Here is a 15,675-nt window from a genome sequence, read left to right as displayed (position 1 = left end):
GACGGTCCTCCGGCCCGCAACGCCCCGCCCGGGGATTCGTGCCGTCGTGAACAGAACAGGAGAACGACGATGAGCGACGAGGCGACCACTTTCGACTATGTCGTGGTCGGTGGCGGCAGCGCCGGGGCCGCCCTGGCCGCGCGGCTGTCCGAAGACCCCGACACCACCGTGTGCCTGCTGGAAGCCGGCCCAACGGACCAGGACAAACGCGAGGTCCTCGAACTCAAGCAGTGGATGTCCCTGCTGGAGTCGGGTTTCGACTGGGACTACCTGATCGAACCGCAGGAGCAGGGCAACTCCTTCATGCGACACGCCCGCGCCAAGGTGCTCGGCGGTTGTTCCTCGCACAACTCCTGCATCGCTTTCTGGGCTCCGGCCGAGGACCTCGACGAATGGGAGTCGTTGGGTGCCACCGGCTGGAGCTCCGCCGATATCTTCCCGCTGTACCAGCGGCTGGAGAACAACGACGCCCCCGGTGAGCACCACGGCCGGAGCGGCCCCGTCCGGCTGCGCAGCGTGCCGTCGAACGACCCCTGCGGAGCCGCGCTGCTGCGGGCGTGCGAGGAGCAGGGCATCCCGATCACGGAGTTCAACTCGGGGAAGACCGTCACGCACGGCGCCAACTGGTTCCAGATCAACGCGTTCGAGGACGGGACCCGGGCCTCCTCCTCGGTCTCCTACCTGCACCCCGTCCTGGGGAATCGCCCGAACCTGGAGGTGCGCACGGACACCCGGGCCAAGCAGGTGCTGTTCGAGGGCAACCGCGCCACGGGCGTGGAGTACCTCGCTCCGGACGGACTGCGGAACAAGCGGGTCACCGCACGCCGGGAGGTGGTGCTCAGCTCCGGCGCCATCGACACCCCGAAGCTGTTGATGTTGTCCGGCATCGGCCCGGCTGAGCACCTGCGCTCGGTGGGTGTGGACGTTCTCGTCGACTCCCCCGGAGTGGGCTCCAACCTGCAGGACCACCCCGAGGGAGTCATCGGTTGGGACGCGGCCAAGCCGATGGTCGAGGACTCCACCCAGTGGTGGGAGATCGGTATCTTCACCACCACCGAGCCCGGACTGGACCGTCCCGACCTGATGTTCCACTTCGGCTCGGTCCCGTTCGACATGCACACAGTGCGGCAGGGCTACCCGAGCACCGAGAACGGTTTCTGCCTGACTCCGAACGTCACCCGCAGTCGCTCCGTGGGCACGGTCCGGTTGCGCAGCCGCGATTTCCGGGACAAGCCCGCCGTCGATCCGCGCTACTTCACCGATCCGCACGACATCAGGGTCATGACCCACGGCATCAAGCTCGCGCGCGAGATCGTGAACAGGCCCGCCATGCGTGAATGGGCCGGAGCCGAGCTCCACCCCGGGCCGGACGTGCAGTCCGACGACGAGATCGCGGACTACCTGCGGAAGACGCACAACACCGTGTACCACCCGGCCGCCTCGGTTCCGATGGGCGCCGCGGACGATCCGAACGCTCCGCTGGACTCCAGGTTGCGCGTCAAGGGTGTGCACGGGCTGCGAGTGGCGGACGGCTCGGCGATGCCCTTCCTCGTCGCGGTGAATCCGAACATCACCACCATGGCCATCGGCGAGAAGTGCTCCGACATGTTGAAGGAGGACGCCGCGCAGAAATCCTGACACGGATATTCCTCCCTCCTGCGTGACAAAAAATGGAGGGCTCCCCGGCCGGGGAGCCCTCCATTTTTGTGCGTCAGCTTATCTCCGTGGTCGTCAACACCGGGTTGGGGTCCGGGTAGCAGGAGGTCGGAACGTTGACCGTGCCGAGCACCGTCGAGACGTCGGCGTCGAACGTCAAACCGGGATCGGAGTAGCTGGTCCCGTGGAGCTGTGTTTCGATCACTCCCGAGTCGCCCGCCTGCAGCGTGGCCGTCACGGTCGGGAGTTCGAACTCGGCCCCCCCGGCGATGGGACCTTCCACGTGGAGCGTGGCGATTCCGTCGGAAACATCCACGGTCGGTTCCGCACTACCGAGGTTGGAACCTCCCTCCAACCGGGTGGAAACGTGGGTGGAGTTGTCCGGGATCGGTAATCTCAGGTCCATGCCCTGCATCTGTTCCACTTCGTAACCGTTCACTTCGGAGGGAACGGTGTTGACCGCGGGATCGATGACGACCTCGAACTCGTCACCAGCGGCGACGCTGGACGGGGCGGATACGTCCGAATCCTGTTGGTAGCTGAACAGCTGCTCGCCGAGCGGGGAATCACCCGAGCACGCGAAGTTGTGCGAGAAGCTCTCCGCGGCCGCGGGCTGCGCGAAAGCGACCACCGGAGCTATCGCGAAGGCCGCGGCCGCCACTAAGCGTGTGCCCGAACGCTTGGAACTTGCCATCGATCTCACCTCTGAAACAAAGCGAAACACGTTGATTTCACGAGAAATGTCGCGCGACAACCGAGATGTTTACCGACCAGTAGTCCATTTCGTCAACAACAGCGCGAATATTACGGAAAAACAAAACCGAAAAACGGGCACTGATCGTGATAAAAACTACTGCTCGATTTCACCGAAACAAAGCAGTAACCCGCCACCCGGGGGGAGGCCGCCACGCCTCCTTCGGTCACTTCTCGTGCACGCGATGGGCCATCCGGGGGTTCTTGGACTTTCCGCTCCGCACGCGAGCCGACGAACCGGCAAGCTCCGCAGCACCGGAACTCCTTTCCCGGCGATCTCCGGCACCGCGCGCACCGACGCTCCCTCTAGCCAGCATACCGTCTAGTCGGTATGCTGACCTCCCATGAGGAGGGAGCCCACTGTCGACGCCGTGGTGTTCGACTACGGCGGAGTGCTGACCACCCCCGGCAGACAGGCGGTCGAGTCCTGGACGCGCGCCGAGGGCATCAGACCGGAGAGCTTCTCGGCGCTGCTGCGGGAATGGGTGGGCAGCGAAGCCGCCGAGGACACGCCGCTGCACCGGCTGGAGACCGGCCTGCTTCCCATCGAGGACTTCAACCACCTGCTGGCCGCACGACTGCGGAGACGCGAGGAGGACCGGATCGAGCCCGAAGGGCTGCTGCAACGACTGTTCTCGTTCATGCACCCGGACGAGGGAACGCTGCGCCTGGTCACGAAACTGCGCCGGACCGGTCTGCGCACGGCTCTGCTGTCCAACAGCTGGGGGAACACCTACCCCTGGGAGCAGCTCGACGGGCTGTTCGAACACGCGGTCGTCTCGGGCTCGGTGGGGCTGCGCAAACCCGATCCGGAGATCTACCGACTCCTCCTGGACCGAATGGACCTGCTCCCCGAGAACGCTGTGTTCGTCGACGACGTCCGGGCGAACGTGACGGCGGCACAACGACTGGGAATGCACGCCGTCCTGCACCGGGACGCGACGCGCACCGAGCAGGCGCTGCGCGAACTCGTCGGCGACCTCGACAAAAACGACCGGAGGTAGTAGCGATGCCGGAAGACACCGCCGAAGGCCCGCCACCCGGGTTCGACCCGACGAGCCTGCGTGCCTATCTGGAGGCCGAGCGTCCGGACCTGTGCCGGGGGGAGTTGCGCGCCGAGCTCATCCAGGGCGGGCGCTCCAACCTCACCTACCGGGTGACGGACGGAAGCGGCAGCTGGGTGTTGCGGCGCCCGCCCCTCGGGCACGTTCTCGCGACCGCGCACGACATGAGCAGGGAGTACCGCGTCATGTCCGCGCTCGCCGACACCGCGGTGCCCGTGCCACGGACCCATCTGCTGTGCTCGGACGAGAACGTGCTCGGAGCGCCCTTCTACGTCATGGAGTTCGTCGAGGGGCGGGTCTACCGCTCGCAGGAACAGGTCGAGCGGCTGAGCGAACCGCAACGTCGTGGCCTTTCGCTGCGCATGATCGAAGTGCTCGCACGGCTGCACGCCGTCGACCCCGAGACCGTGGGTCTTTCCGATTTCGGCCGCTCCGAGGGCTTCCTCGAACGGCAGGTCCGCCGTTGGAGCAAGCAGCTCGAGGCCTCGCTGGACAGGGAGCTACCGGGGGTGTCCGAACTGCGGGACCGCCTAGCCCGCACGATCCCCACCGGCGGGCGCACCGCGATCGTGCACGGAGACTACCGGCTGGACAACGTGCTGGTCGGGGACGACGGGGAGATCCGTGCCGTTCTGGACTGGGAGATGGCCACCCTCGGCGACCCCCTCACCGACCTCGGACTGCTGGTCGTCTACTGGGAAGGGTTCAACGGCATCCGGAACAACCCGATCGCCAAGGGGGTCGGACCGGAGTTCGGGTTCCCCACAGCGCGGGAACTGCTTCGGCACTACGCGGAGCACAGCGGGACGGACGTGTCCGAGCTGGACTGGTACATCGCCTTCGGGTTCTTCAAGATAGCGGTGATCCTCGAGGGGATCCACTACCGCTACACCCGGGGAAAGACCGTCGGGGAGGGTTTCGAGCACGTCGGTTCCATGGTCGAACCGCTGGTGCGCCAGGGACTTTCCAAGATCAGGGAGAGCTGATGGATTTCGCCTTCGACGAACGAACCGAGAGCATGCGTTCGGAACTCGAGTCCTTCATGGACGAACACGTGTTCCCCTCGGAGGAGGAGTTCGAGCGCCAGGCGAACTCCTCCTCGCCCTGGGAGGTTCCCGGGATCGTGGAGGAGCTCAAGCGCGAGGCACGTTCCAGGGGGCTGTGGAACCTATTCCTGCCCGGTGAGCACGGAGCCGGGCTCACCAACCTGCAGTACGCCCCCCTCGCCGAGATCACCGGACGCAGCCCCCACCTGGCCCCACCCGCGCTGAACTGCGCAGCACCGGACACGGGCAACATGGAAGTACTGTCCATGTTCGGTGACGAACGGCAACGCGAACAGTGGCTCACCCCGCTGTTGAACGGGGAGATCCGCTCCGCTTTCTGCATGACCGAACCGGAGGTCGCCTCCTCGGACGCCACGAACATAGCGACCCGTATTCGCCGCGAGGGCGACGAATACGTCATCACCGGTCGCAAGTGGTGGTCCTCCGGGGCGATGAACCCGGCCTGCCGGATTCTGATCGTCATGGGCAAAACCGACCCGGAGGCCGAACGGCACCGTCAGCAGAGCATGGTGCTCGTCCCGGTCGACACCCCCGGGGTCGACATTCGCCGCGGCATGAGCGTGTTCGGCTATTCCGACGGGGACCACGGTGGACACGCCGAGATCGACTTCGACGAGGTCCGGGTTCCGGCCTCCAACATCATCTCCGGCGAGGGCGAGGGATTCACCATCGCGCAGGCGCGCCTGGGGCCCGGCCGGATCCACCACTGCATGCGTGCCATCGGCATGGCCGAACGCGCGCTGGAGCTCATGTGTCGGCGAGTCGTCCACCGGGAGGCTTTCGGAAGGCCACTCGCCGACCAGGGCATGGTCCAGCACTGGATCGCCGACGCGCGGGTGCGGATCGAATCGGTGCGCCAGTTGGTGCTCAAGACGGCCTGGTTGATGGACACGGTGGGCAACCGCGGGGCGCACACCGAGATCCAGGCCATCAAGGTCTCCGTCCCCGAGATGGCGACCACGGTGATCGACCGGGCCATACAGGCGCACGGTGGAGCGGGGGTCAGCCAGGACACTCCGCTCGCCAACCTGTACGCCCACGCACGGACCCTGCACATCGTGGACGGGCCCGACGAGGTCCACCGTCGTTCGTTGGCCCGCCGCGAGCTGTCGAAACACCGGTGACGACTCCACACCCACAGTTGGGAAGAACCGCACGGCGTCCCCGACGAACAGGGGGAACGTCCGTGAGAAGCACCGAACCAGGAAGGTGAGCATGCCCGTATTCGCCAACGCGGAGCAGTTGTACTCGGCTCGGGGAACGACGCTGGGCACCAGCCAGTGGTGGACGATCACACAGCGGATGATCGACCAGTTCGCCGAGGCGACCGGAGATCACCAGTGGATCCACGTCGACGCGCGACGGGCGGCCGAGGGGCCGTTCGGGACCACCATCGCCCACGGGTTCCTGACGCTGAGCATGGTCAGCGCGCTCAACGCGCAGATATACGGCTTCGAGGGCGCGCGCATGGTGATCAACTACGGGTTGAACAAGGTGCGCTTCCCCACTCCGGTGCGGGTCGACAGCAGGGTGCGCGCCAGTTCCGAACTGGCCGAGGTCGCGGAGAGCGGTGAAGCGCTGCAGCTGACCCTGAACACCACCGTGGAGATCGAGGGCGCGGACAAGCCCGCCTGCGTGGCCGAGGTCCTCTCCCGGGTGATGTTCTGATCAGCGGCTTTCCGCACGGAAACGGCACCCCGGCCGTGGCTTCGGCCGGGGTGCCGTTCCGCCGTTCGTCGGCTGCCCGTCCCGCGGGGGATCCGTCGGGCGGCCCCCGCACGAACCGGGCCGGTGATTTCCCGGCGATCACGTGCTCGTGTAAACCACGCGCCCCACGGTGTGCCCGTCGGCAACCCGCTGCGCGGCGGCGGGAAGCTCCTCGAGCCCGACTCGCTCGCTGACCAGCGGATCGATTTCCCCGGACGTGGCCATGCGGCACAGATCCTCGTGGGCCTCACGCACCGCACGTGGGTCCCGCTCGTTGTACAGCCCCCAGTGCAGTCCCACGATCGAGTAATTCTTGATCAGAGCGTGGTTCAGCGCCGGTGTCGGGATGTCCCCGCTCGCGAATCCGATCACCAGGATGCGCCCCTCGAACGCGACGCACTTGGTCGAACGACCGTAGGTGTCCCCGCCGACCGGATCGTAGACGACGTCGGCCCCCTTGCCTCCGGTGGTTTCCTTGACCACGCTGACGAAGTCCTCGGTGTGCCGGTCCACGACCACGTGCGCGCCCAGCTCACGAGCCACCTCGGCCTTTTCCCGGCCACCCACCACGCCGATCACGGTGGCGCCCGCGGCCCTGCCGAGCTGTATCGCCGCGCTGCCCACTCCTCCGGAAGCGGCGTGCACGAGCAGCGTCTCACCGGAGCGCAGCCCGGCCCGCCGGTGCAGCCCGAACCAACCGGTCTGGTAACCGATGAACAGGGAAGCCGCCTCGGCATCGGCGAGGGCCTCCGGGGCGTGGAAGGTCCGTCCCGCGTCCATCAGGGCGTACTCCGCGAACCCTCCGGCCGGCACCGCGCCCGCCCCGACAACCCTGTCACCGTGCGCCAGCCCGGTAACGTCGGAACCCGTGGCCACCACCTCGCCGCACAGCTCGACTCCCGGGGTGAACGGCGGATCGGGTTTGACCTGGTACTGCCCCTGGCACATCAGCACGTCGGGAAAGTTCACCGGACTCGCCGCCACACGCACGACGACCTGATCGGCCCCCGGCTCGGGGACCTCGGTCCGGGCGAGCTCGAGCACTTCGTACGGCTTGCCCAGTTCGGTGACTCGCAATGCCCGCACAGCACACCTCCGTACCCCCTCCCGTCGCGGTGAGAACCCCGCGGGAGAGAACGCAATTGCCACAATTGGCTATACCGACTAGTCGGTATGCTAGTGCCTCCACGTCTCGCTGTACACCCGCGAGGCACCACCGCGGGTCGGCCTCCGGATCACCCGGCGGGTTCCGGCCGCAGCGCGTCCAACAGCAGGTCCGCGAACTGCTCACCCACCTGCTGGCCGCTCATCGGGCCGTCCCTGCGGTACCAGGAGCCGAGGTGATGCACCGCCCCGAAGAAGAAGTCGACCACGAGCTCGGCCGAGCGATCGGTCCGGAAGACCCCCGCGGACTGCCCTTCCTCGATCAGCTGGCGCACGCGCTCGTGGTAGTGCCGCCGCTGTGCGCGCACCTCGGCCTGCTTGTCCGGATGCAGCAGATGCATCGAACGGAAGAAGATCACCGTGTCGTCCAGGTGCGTGACAGTGGTGACCACAACGTCGACCGCCACGGCCCGCAGGCGCTGCTGGACCGATTCCGCACTGTCGACGGCCCGCTCCATCCGCGCGGTCTGCACCCGCAGAACCCGCGCGTAGATCTCGTAGAGCAGATCGTCCTTCGAACCGAAGTAGTGATACATGGCCCCCTTGGTCACCCCGGCCGCGTCCACGATCTCCTGAACGGAGGTCGTCTCGAACCCCCTCTCGGCGAACAACCGGGTCGCAGCCGTCAACAGCCGCTGCGGCACCGGCTCCGGCTCGTTCTCCGACACCTGCGCAGCGGGATCCTCCGCCCCGCCGATGGATGAGCCCGGTGCCATCTTTCCTCCCCGTTCGTCGGACCGGTCGAACTGTTCCAGGGTACCGACCGGTCGGTCCTCCGCCGACCGACCGGCCGATGCCCGAAGGACCGCGGTGTCAGCGGCAGGCAGTGCTCCCTCCGGCCCATCCGTGCCGCTGTCCGGGCTCGGCGCTCCGACGCCGCCGCGTCGCGACAGTCATCCGAACGACCGCACCCACGGGCCGCGTGGTGGGCACGCTCCGCGCGAGACCGCGAAGCGCACTTCCCTAGCCGTGCTGCTCGACCTGTCGCCGCAGCGAACTCATCCCGGCGAGCCAGCGGTCCGGATCCGCCGCGCGGCGCGCGTAACGGTCCGCGACCTCCGGATGCGGCAGCACCAGGAAATCCCCGCCGAGGGAGTCGGCGACCACTTCCGCCACGCGCTCGGGTTCCAGCGCGTCCTCCGCCAGCAGCCGCTGCCCGGTTTCCCCGCTCCCGGCCAGCATCCCGGTGCGCACGCCCTGCGGGCACAACGCCTGTGCGGTGACTCCCCTGTCGGCGTAGGTCACCGCGAGCCACTCGGCGAAGCCGATGGCCGCGTGCTTGGTCACCGAGTAGGGCGCGGCCCCGAGCATGGTCAGCAAGCCCGCCGCGGAAACCGTGGCCAGAAAGTGCCCACCGCCCGTCTCGAGCCAGTGCGGCAACACGGCACGAGCCGCGCGCACGTGTGCCATCACGTTGAGTTGCCAGGCGTGGTCCCAGTCCTCATCGGGTGCCTCCGGACCACCGGCCGTGGCGGTCCCCGCGTTGGCGCAGAACAGATCTATGCGCCCGTGCTCGCCCAGAGCCCCGGACACGAGCTCCCGCGCACCCGCATCGCTGGCGGCGTCCCCCGCCGCGGCGGTCCCACCGATCCCCGCCGCCACGCTTTCGGCCGCGTGACCATCGATGTCGTTCACCACCACGTGCGCTCCCCGCGCCGCGAACTCACGGCTCATGGCCGCGCCTATGCCGTTGCCCGCGCCGGTCACCACCACCACGGATCCGTCGAGTCGCATACCGGTACCGCCGTTCTCCCGTTCCGTGCCGACCACCGCGGATCACATCCCACCGGTGAGTGTCACTCCGCCGTCCAGAGTCAGAATCTGGCCGGTCACCCAGGAGGCCTCGTCGGAGAGCAGATAGGCGGCGGCTCCTGCCACATCGGAGGGCACGCCGAGCCTGCGCATCGGGTACTGCCCCGAGAGCTCCTCCTCGTTGTTCTCGTACAGGGCGGTGGCGAACTGCGTCTTGACCACGGCGGGCGCGACTCCGTTCACGCGCACGCCGGGTCCCAGCTCGACCGCGAGCTCACGGGTCATGTGACTCAGCATCGCCTTGGTCGCACCGTAGTAACCGATTCCCGGCGCGGGGTCCGAACCGGCCACCGAGGTCACGTTGAGCACGGAACCGCCGTTCTCCGCCATCCACTCCCGATGGACCAGCTGGGTCCACGCCAACGCCCCCAGAACATTGACCTCGAAGGTCTTACGGGCGACCCCGTGGTCGAGTTCGATCAACGGGCCGTAGGCCGGATTGATGCCGGTGTTGTTGACCAGCATGTCGACCCGGCCGAAAGCATCCAGGACGCGGGACACCGTCTCCGCCTGGTGCTCGCTGTCGTCGGCCTTGCCCGCGACCGCGATCGCGTGCTCGGGACCACCGAGGTCGCGGACGGCCTCCTCCAGCGCTTCGCTCTTGCGGGCCGTGAGGCACACCCGCGCCCCTTCCTCCACGAGACGCTGCGCTATGCCGAACCCGATTCCCCGGCTGGCCCCGGTGACGATCGCCACTCGGCCGTCGAACCGCTTGCTCATCGACTTCCCTCCGTCGTTGTGCTCACTCGTTGCTCGCCCCCTCCCGAAGACGGCGTCGCAGGATCTTGCCCGTTGCCGTCTTCGGGAGCTCGTCGACGAGCACTATCTCCCGCGGGTACTTGTACGCCGCCAGTTGCTGTCTGCAGTGCTGCGCCAGTTCCGTCTCGGTGGCGTGATCACCGACGACGAGGCTGACGTATGCCTTGACCGTCTCGCCCCTGTAGGAGTCGGGAACCCCGACGACGGCCGCCTCCCGCACAGCGGGGTGGCCGTAGAGCACGTCCTCCACCTCGCGCGGCCACACCTTGAATCCGGAGGCGTTGATCATGTCCTTCTTCCGGTCGACTACGTAGAACCAACCGCCCTCGTCCATGAATCCGACGTCACCGGTGTGAAGTCGTCCCCGCGGGATTCCTTCCGCTGTCCGCTCCGGGCTGTTCCAGTAGGCCGGTACCACCATCGGCCCTTCGACGACGATCTCCCCGGTCGAACCGACGGGCAGTTCCCGCCCCTCGTCGTCGACCACACGCAGCACGCAGTTGAAGGTCGGGATGCCGACGCTGATGGTGCCGGTCGCCTCGTCCACGGGGGCTTCGAGATGCGGTGGGACCGAGGTCGCGGTCGCCGTCGTCTCGGTGAGTCCGTAGCCGTTGCGGATGTAGACACCGAAGCGGGATCGGAACCGCTCCACCAGCGCCGCGGGCAGAGGAGCGCCTCCCGAGTACACCTGTTCGAAAGAGGCGAAGTCCTCGGCCGAGGCGGTCGGGTGGTCCAGCAGGGCGATATAGGCCGTAGAGGGCCCGATCATGTACTGCGGTCGCCGTCGCCGCAGCACTTCGAGCACCGTGTCCGGTTCGAACCGGTACAGCAGGTCGAGCCTGCCTCCCAGGGCGAGAACCGCTCCCAGTTGACAGACCAGCCCAGTGATGTGGAACAACGGTGCCAGCGCGATGATGCCCCCGCCCGTGGCGTCGGCCCGTTGCGTGAAGGCCTGGGTGTTGAAGCTGATGTTGCGGTGCGTGTTCGTCGCGCCCTTCGGCGCTCCTCCCGTCCCCGAGGTGTAGGTGAGCAGCGCGACGTCGTCCGGGTGCAGGCGCGCGCGCTGGGGCTCACTCCCCTCGCGGGCTCGCACCGTCTCCACGAGGTCGTCGGTTCCCTCGGGACGCCTGCGCGCGGAGTTCCGCAGTGGTGCGGCCTCGCCGCTGCCCGCGAAGTCGAGCTCGCTGGTGGTGAGCACGACGGGCACGCTCTGCTCCGCGAGGACGGCCGCGAGCACGTCGTGCCAACCGTCCTCCGAGGAAACGACGGCGGAGGGCTGCGCGTCGGCGAGGATGGTGGTGAGCTCGTGACTGCGGTACATCGGGTTCAGCGGTACGACGATGGCCCCGATCTTCCAGCTCGCCAGCAGCGCGATCCCGAACTGCGGGACGTTCTGCAGGTACAGCGCGACCCGGTCCCCTCCGCCGACTCCGCGTTCGGACAGGTACGTGGCCAGCGCGTCGGCGAGCTCGTCCAGCTCGCGGTAGCTGATCTCGGTGTCGAAGTAGGTGAAGGCGACGCGCTCCGGGAAGCGGCCGCGCGTGTCCTCCAGCACGGAGATCATGTCCCCGTGCGGGGGAGTTATGTCCCCCTGCTCGCCCTCGGCGTAGCGAGCCAGCCATGGGCGCTCATCGTAGACACCGGACATCGACACACCTCCGCGAGACCGACCAGTCGGTACGGACAGTCAACTGATTCGACCGGCGGACGTCAACCCGTGCGATGACCAAAACACGTCGCCCCCTTGACCACGATTACTGGTCTAGTCCACTTTGGGTGTCTCAAAAAGCGATCACGGAGGTACCGATGCGCCTTCGCCGAATCACAGCCGCCCTGGCAGCGGCCGCCCTTCCGCTGGCGTTCGCCGCGACACCGGCGACTGCGGCCACCGCCCCCGAGCACGACGCCCCCGAGAGCACGGCGATCGGGAGTTCCGCCCTGCCCGAACACCAGCTCACCGGCTACTGGCAGAACTTCGTCAACAACGCCGAACCGTTACGCATGAGCGACGTCCCCTCCGATTACGACCTGGTCGCGCTCGCGTTCGCCCAGAGCGACCCGACGCGCCCCGGGGCGGTCAAGTTCAATGTGGACTCCGACCTGTCCAACGCCCTCGGCGGTTACACCGACGCCCAGCTCAAGTCGGACATCGCGACCAAGAAATCCCAAGGAACGGATTTCGTGATGTCGATAGGCGGAGCCAAGGGCTCGGTCGACCTGAGCACCGAGCAACGCGTGAACAACTTCGTGGACTCGATGATCGGAATCATCGAGAACTACGACCTGGACGGCCTGGACATCGATCTGGAAAGCACCTTCGACACGGCCGGGATGACCAGCGCGACCAGGCAGCTGCGTCAGCACTTCGGCCAGGACTTCATCCTGACCATGGCCCCGCAGACGCTGTACGTGCAGCCGGACGGGTCGTACATGCCGCTGATCAACAATCTCAGCGACATCATCACCGTGGTGCACACCCAGTACTACAACTCCGGCTCGATGTTCGGCTGCGACGGCAACGTCCACAGCCAGGGATCCGTCGACTTCATCACCGCCCAGGCCTGCAACCTGCTCGACACGTTGCGAGCGGACCAGATCTCGCTCGGCCTGCCCGCATCGCCCTCCGCCGCGGGAAGCGGGTACGTCGACCCCTCCGTGGTCACCGACGCGCTGGACTGCCTGGCCGAGAACACCAACTGCGGCGACTTCTCCCCCGGGGAGACGTACCCCTCCGTCAGCGGAGTCATGACGTGGTCGATCAACTGGGACGTCAGCAACGGGAGGAGCTTCTCCCGGACCGTTGCCGATCACCTGGACACGTTGCCGAGCAGCTGACACCCCGCGAGGCGTCCCATCCGGTTGAAAGTGGACGACTTCACCACACGATTCGTGGGAAGTTGTCCACTTTCCCTCAATCACGCAACGCGCTGGAATGAACACGTTATGTGATAATCATGACACAGTTCGCACAACGGCGCACACGGGCCCGGGAAAAGCGTTAGGCTGGAAGCATGACAGTCGCGCTGGAGACCGTGCTGGCGAGAGCCGGTTTGAAGGTGACCGCGCACGAATTCCTCACGCTGGTCGAGGACGCGGCCAAACGGCTCACTCCCGCCCAGGCCGACCCCGGCGCGCACTTCGACGAGTCCGAACGGGTCGCGCTGACCGAGACGGGGCTGGATCTGAGTCCGCTCGGCGAGGACGAGGCCGACCCCAGAGCGCGCTCCGTCGCGGAGCAGACGGTACTGCGCGACACGGCGCTCTCGGTGGGGCAGGCCGCCGAACGCGTCGGCGTGGACGGCAGCCGCATCCGGCACCGCGTGGCCTCGCGCAGACTGATCGGATGGAAGGACCGCGGAGGGTGGCGGCTCCCCGCCTGGCAGTTCACCGATGACGACGTGCTGCCCGGCCTGGAGACGGTGCTGGCCGCGATGCCCAGTGATCAGCCCGCTCTGGTTCTGGCCAATTTCATGACGACCCCCCAGGAGGACCTGGAACTGGGAGACCGGCCCGTGAGTCCGCGGGAGTGGCTGATGGCCTACGGCAATCCACAGCGAGTGGCCGAACTCGCCTCGGTCATCGGAACTCCCGCGTAGTCGCCGACGGAGACAGGACCACAGATGGCCCGGCTCCCCCAGCCACCCGCTCCCGCTGCACTGCAGGCCATGCTCCGGCGGACCGAGGACGTCGTAGCGCTTCCGGCCGGCACGAGACTCGTCAGGGTCTTCACCTCCGGTGGTAACCACCCCCAGCAGTGGGACAGTTTTCGCTACGCCGGCCCGCTTCCGCACGCGAGATTCGACCCACACCCGCCCACCCCGCAGGGCGGTCCCGCCGTGACCAGGGAACACGGCGTGCTGTACTTCTCCCTCTCCGTACGCACTTGCATAGCCGAAGTGTTCCAGGCCACCTCCACTGTGGATCGCAAAACGCGCGCCCCGCAGCTCGTGATCTTCCGGCCACGCCGCACGGTACGGCTGCTGGACCTGTCCGGGCTCTGGCCCACCAGGGCCGGCGCCTCCCAGGCGATCAGCAACGGCACGAAGGAGCGCACCCAGGCCTGGGCACGTTGCATCCGGGCTGCCTACCCCGAACTGGACGGTCTCTGGTACCGCTCCTCCATGGACGCCGGACATCCCTCGGTGTGTTTGTGGGACCCCCCGGCCGGAACGGTGCTACCGGACTCGCCGGACCTGCTGCTCCCGCTCGAGAACCCCGGGCTCGATCTTCCGCTCGGCCGGGTGTGCAAGGAGCTCAGCTACACGATGCTCAGCTGACGGCTCGGCAGCTGACCGAGGTCTCCCGGTCGAGTTGTCGGTGGGACGGGGTTCTTCCACCGGAGCGGGCAGCGCCGGGGCACACCCTGGTCGTCGGCACCGCCGCGGGTTCTCCCGCGGTGCTCCCGCGAGGACGGCCCCGACGAACCGCTACCCGATGCCGGGCCCACCCACGAGACCGCGGGTGGTTCCGCCGAGCGAGCACCCACGGCGGGGGGACGGAAAACTCCGGTGGGAGCACCCGCTCCCGGAATCCCCGTCCCCGGTTCTCCGTCGCACTCGCCGTGCGGGCGACGACGGAGAACCGGAGAACGCGATCAGGTGGTCAGGCCCGCTCCTTGGAGTGCTGTTCCCCGCGGGACCTCAGCAAGCTCGCCAGCGCGGTCACCAGCAGAACGGAAACTATGACACCGAGTGAGAGGAAGTTCCCGATCTCGAGCCACTCGGGCACCCAGCCGTACTCGTGCAGGGCGTGCACGATCAGCTTGAAACCGATGAAGGCCAGAATCACCGCAAGACCGGCGGACAGATAAACGAGCCGGTCGACGAGATTTCCCAGCAGGAAGTACAACTGGCGCAAACCCATCAGGGCGAAAGCATTGGCCGTGAACACCAGGAAGGATTCCTTGGTGATTCCGAAGATCGCCGGAATGGAGTCCACCGCGAACATCACGTCGGAGCTCCCGATGGCGACGATGACGACGAACATCGGGGTCAGCCACCGCTTGCCGTCGATCTTCACCGACATCTTCGTGCCGTGGAAACGCTCGGTAACCGGGTAGGCCTTGCGCACCCAGCGCACCACGGCGTTCTCGGGGTCCTCGCTCTCCTCCTTGTTCCGGAGCATGTTCACCGCCGTCCAGAGCAGGAAAGCACCGAAGACGAAGAACACCCAGACGAACCTCGCGATCAGTTGCGCTCCGACCGCGATGAAGAACCCGCGGAAAATCAACGCGAGGACGATACCGATCAGCAGCACGCGGTGCTGGTGAATGGAGGGAACCGCGAAGCTGGACATGATCACCATGAAGATGAACAAGTTGTCCACGCTCAACGAGTATTCAACGACATAACCCGTGAAATACTGCACGGCGAATTCGTGACCGCCCAGCAGCCAGACCCCGACCCCGAACAGAAGCGCGCAGCACACGTAGAAAATCACCCAGCGGGCGGCTTCCGCCATCCCCACTTCGTGGGGCTTCCTGTCGACGATGACCAGATCCAACAACAGCAGCAGGACCAGGCCGCCCAGGGTCGCCAGCCAGACCCACCAAGGAACACCCAGCGTTTCCTGCTGATTCCGCTCCGCAGCCTGAGCGAGCACTTGCGTTCCGATACGCATCGACCACCTCCGGTACAGGGCATTGCCAAGGACCGGAGGTCTCTCCCACCGGTCGAACCGGCCGACGGCACCGG

At 67.0% G+C, this 15,675-nt stretch carries 15 protein-coding genes; 8 read left to right on the top strand and 7 right to left on the bottom strand.

Annotated elements, in window-relative coordinates; all coding sequences use genetic code 11:
- Positions 1–69: 69 nt before the first annotated feature.
- Complete coding sequence (locus FHR84_RS07565) at positions 70–1,638, top strand: GMC family oxidoreductase (RefSeq protein ID WP_179534738.1); 1,569 nt, start codon at positions 70–72, stop codon at positions 1,636–1,638.
- A 73-nt stretch (positions 1,639–1,711) separates the two neighbouring features.
- On the opposite strand, the gene FHR84_RS07560 is transcribed toward FHR84_RS07565, so the two are convergent.
- Complete coding sequence (locus FHR84_RS07560; RefSeq protein ID WP_179534737.1) at positions 1,712–2,350, bottom strand: cyclase; 639 nt, start codon at positions 2,348–2,350, stop codon at positions 1,712–1,714.
- Between the two features lie 403 nt (positions 2,351–2,753).
- Here FHR84_RS07560 and FHR84_RS07555 point away from each other — a divergent pair, with 403 nt between their 5' ends.
- From FHR84_RS07555 to FHR84_RS07540, 4 genes are all read left to right on the top strand, one after another.
- Positions 2,754–3,413, top strand: a complete 660-nt coding sequence (locus FHR84_RS07555; protein ID WP_179534736.1) for an HAD family hydrolase — start codon at positions 2,754–2,756, stop codon at positions 3,411–3,413.
- A gap of 5 nt (positions 3,414–3,418) precedes the next feature.
- On the top strand, positions 3,419–4,459 hold the full coding sequence (locus FHR84_RS07550) for a phosphotransferase family protein (protein WP_179534735.1): 1,041 nt from the start codon (positions 3,419–3,421) through the stop codon (positions 4,457–4,459).
- The gene (locus FHR84_RS07545) at positions 4,459–5,664 is read left to right on the top strand and encodes an acyl-CoA dehydrogenase family protein (RefSeq protein WP_179534734.1); all 1,206 of its coding nucleotides are present in this window, start codon (positions 4,459–4,461) and stop codon (positions 5,662–5,664) included. Before FHR84_RS07550 ends, FHR84_RS07545 begins: the two co-directional genes overlap by 1 nt.
- A gap of 91 nt (positions 5,665–5,755) precedes the next feature.
- Positions 5,756–6,208 carry a MaoC family dehydratase gene (locus FHR84_RS07540; RefSeq protein ID WP_179534733.1) on the top strand — a complete coding sequence of 151 codons (453 nt, stop codon included), beginning with the start codon at positions 5,756–5,758 and terminating at the stop codon, positions 6,206–6,208.
- A gap of 138 nt (positions 6,209–6,346) precedes the next feature.
- Here the strand turns inward: FHR84_RS07540 and FHR84_RS07535 are convergent, their stop codons facing one another.
- The 5 genes from FHR84_RS07535 to FHR84_RS07515 form a co-directional block, all read right to left on the bottom strand.
- A complete protein-coding gene (locus tag FHR84_RS07535; protein WP_179534732.1) occupies positions 6,347–7,333 on the bottom strand; it encodes a zinc-binding dehydrogenase in 987 nt (328 codons plus the stop codon).
- A 149-nt stretch (positions 7,334–7,482) separates the two neighbouring features.
- Complete coding sequence (locus FHR84_RS07530) at positions 7,483–8,127, bottom strand: TetR/AcrR family transcriptional regulator (protein WP_246300315.1); 645 nt, start codon at positions 8,125–8,127, stop codon at positions 7,483–7,485.
- A 247-nt stretch (positions 8,128–8,374) separates the two neighbouring features.
- Entirely contained in the window at positions 8,375–9,145 is a 771-nt protein-coding gene (locus FHR84_RS07525) for an SDR family oxidoreductase (RefSeq protein ID WP_179534909.1), read from the bottom strand.
- A 42-nt stretch (positions 9,146–9,187) separates the two neighbouring features.
- Positions 9,188–9,943: an SDR family oxidoreductase gene (locus FHR84_RS07520; RefSeq protein WP_179534731.1), complete on the bottom strand. Its 756-nt coding sequence runs from the start codon at positions 9,941–9,943 to the stop codon at positions 9,188–9,190.
- A gap of 22 nt (positions 9,944–9,965) precedes the next feature.
- Positions 9,966–11,630, bottom strand: a complete 1,665-nt coding sequence (locus tag FHR84_RS07515) for a class I adenylate-forming enzyme family protein (protein ID WP_179534730.1) — start codon at positions 11,628–11,630, stop codon at positions 9,966–9,968.
- Between the two features lie 158 nt (positions 11,631–11,788).
- Here FHR84_RS07515 and FHR84_RS07510 point away from each other — a divergent pair, with 158 nt between their 5' ends.
- The 3 genes from FHR84_RS07510 to FHR84_RS07500 all read left to right on the top strand — a co-directional run bounded on the left by FHR84_RS07510 (position 11,789) and on the right by FHR84_RS07500 (position 14,259).
- The gene (locus tag FHR84_RS07510; RefSeq protein WP_179534729.1) at positions 11,789–12,817 is read left to right on the top strand and encodes a chitinase; all 1,029 of its coding nucleotides are present in this window, start codon (positions 11,789–11,791) and stop codon (positions 12,815–12,817) included.
- 176 nt (positions 12,818–12,993) lie between these two features.
- A complete protein-coding gene (locus tag FHR84_RS07505; RefSeq protein ID WP_179534728.1) occupies positions 12,994–13,578 on the top strand; it encodes a DNA-binding protein in 585 nt (194 codons plus the stop codon).
- A gap of 24 nt (positions 13,579–13,602) precedes the next feature.
- Entirely contained in the window at positions 13,603–14,259 is a 657-nt protein-coding gene (locus FHR84_RS07500) for an RES family NAD+ phosphorylase (RefSeq protein ID WP_179534727.1), read from the top strand.
- 325 nt (positions 14,260–14,584) lie between these two features.
- Here FHR84_RS07500 and FHR84_RS07495 read toward each other — a convergent pair whose 3' ends face one another.
- The gene (locus FHR84_RS07495; RefSeq protein WP_218862342.1) at positions 14,585–15,601 is read right to left on the bottom strand and encodes a TerC family protein; all 1,017 of its coding nucleotides are present in this window, start codon (positions 15,599–15,601) and stop codon (positions 14,585–14,587) included.
- Positions 15,602–15,675: the final 74 nt, after the last annotated feature.

The sequence above is a fragment of the Actinopolyspora biskrensis genome, from assembly GCF_013408175.1.
Lineage (GTDB): Bacteria > Actinomycetota > Actinomycetes > Mycobacteriales > Pseudonocardiaceae > Actinopolyspora > Actinopolyspora biskrensis.
Note: the sequence above shows the minus strand (reverse complement) of the source record. Positions and strands in the feature narration are given on the sequence as shown.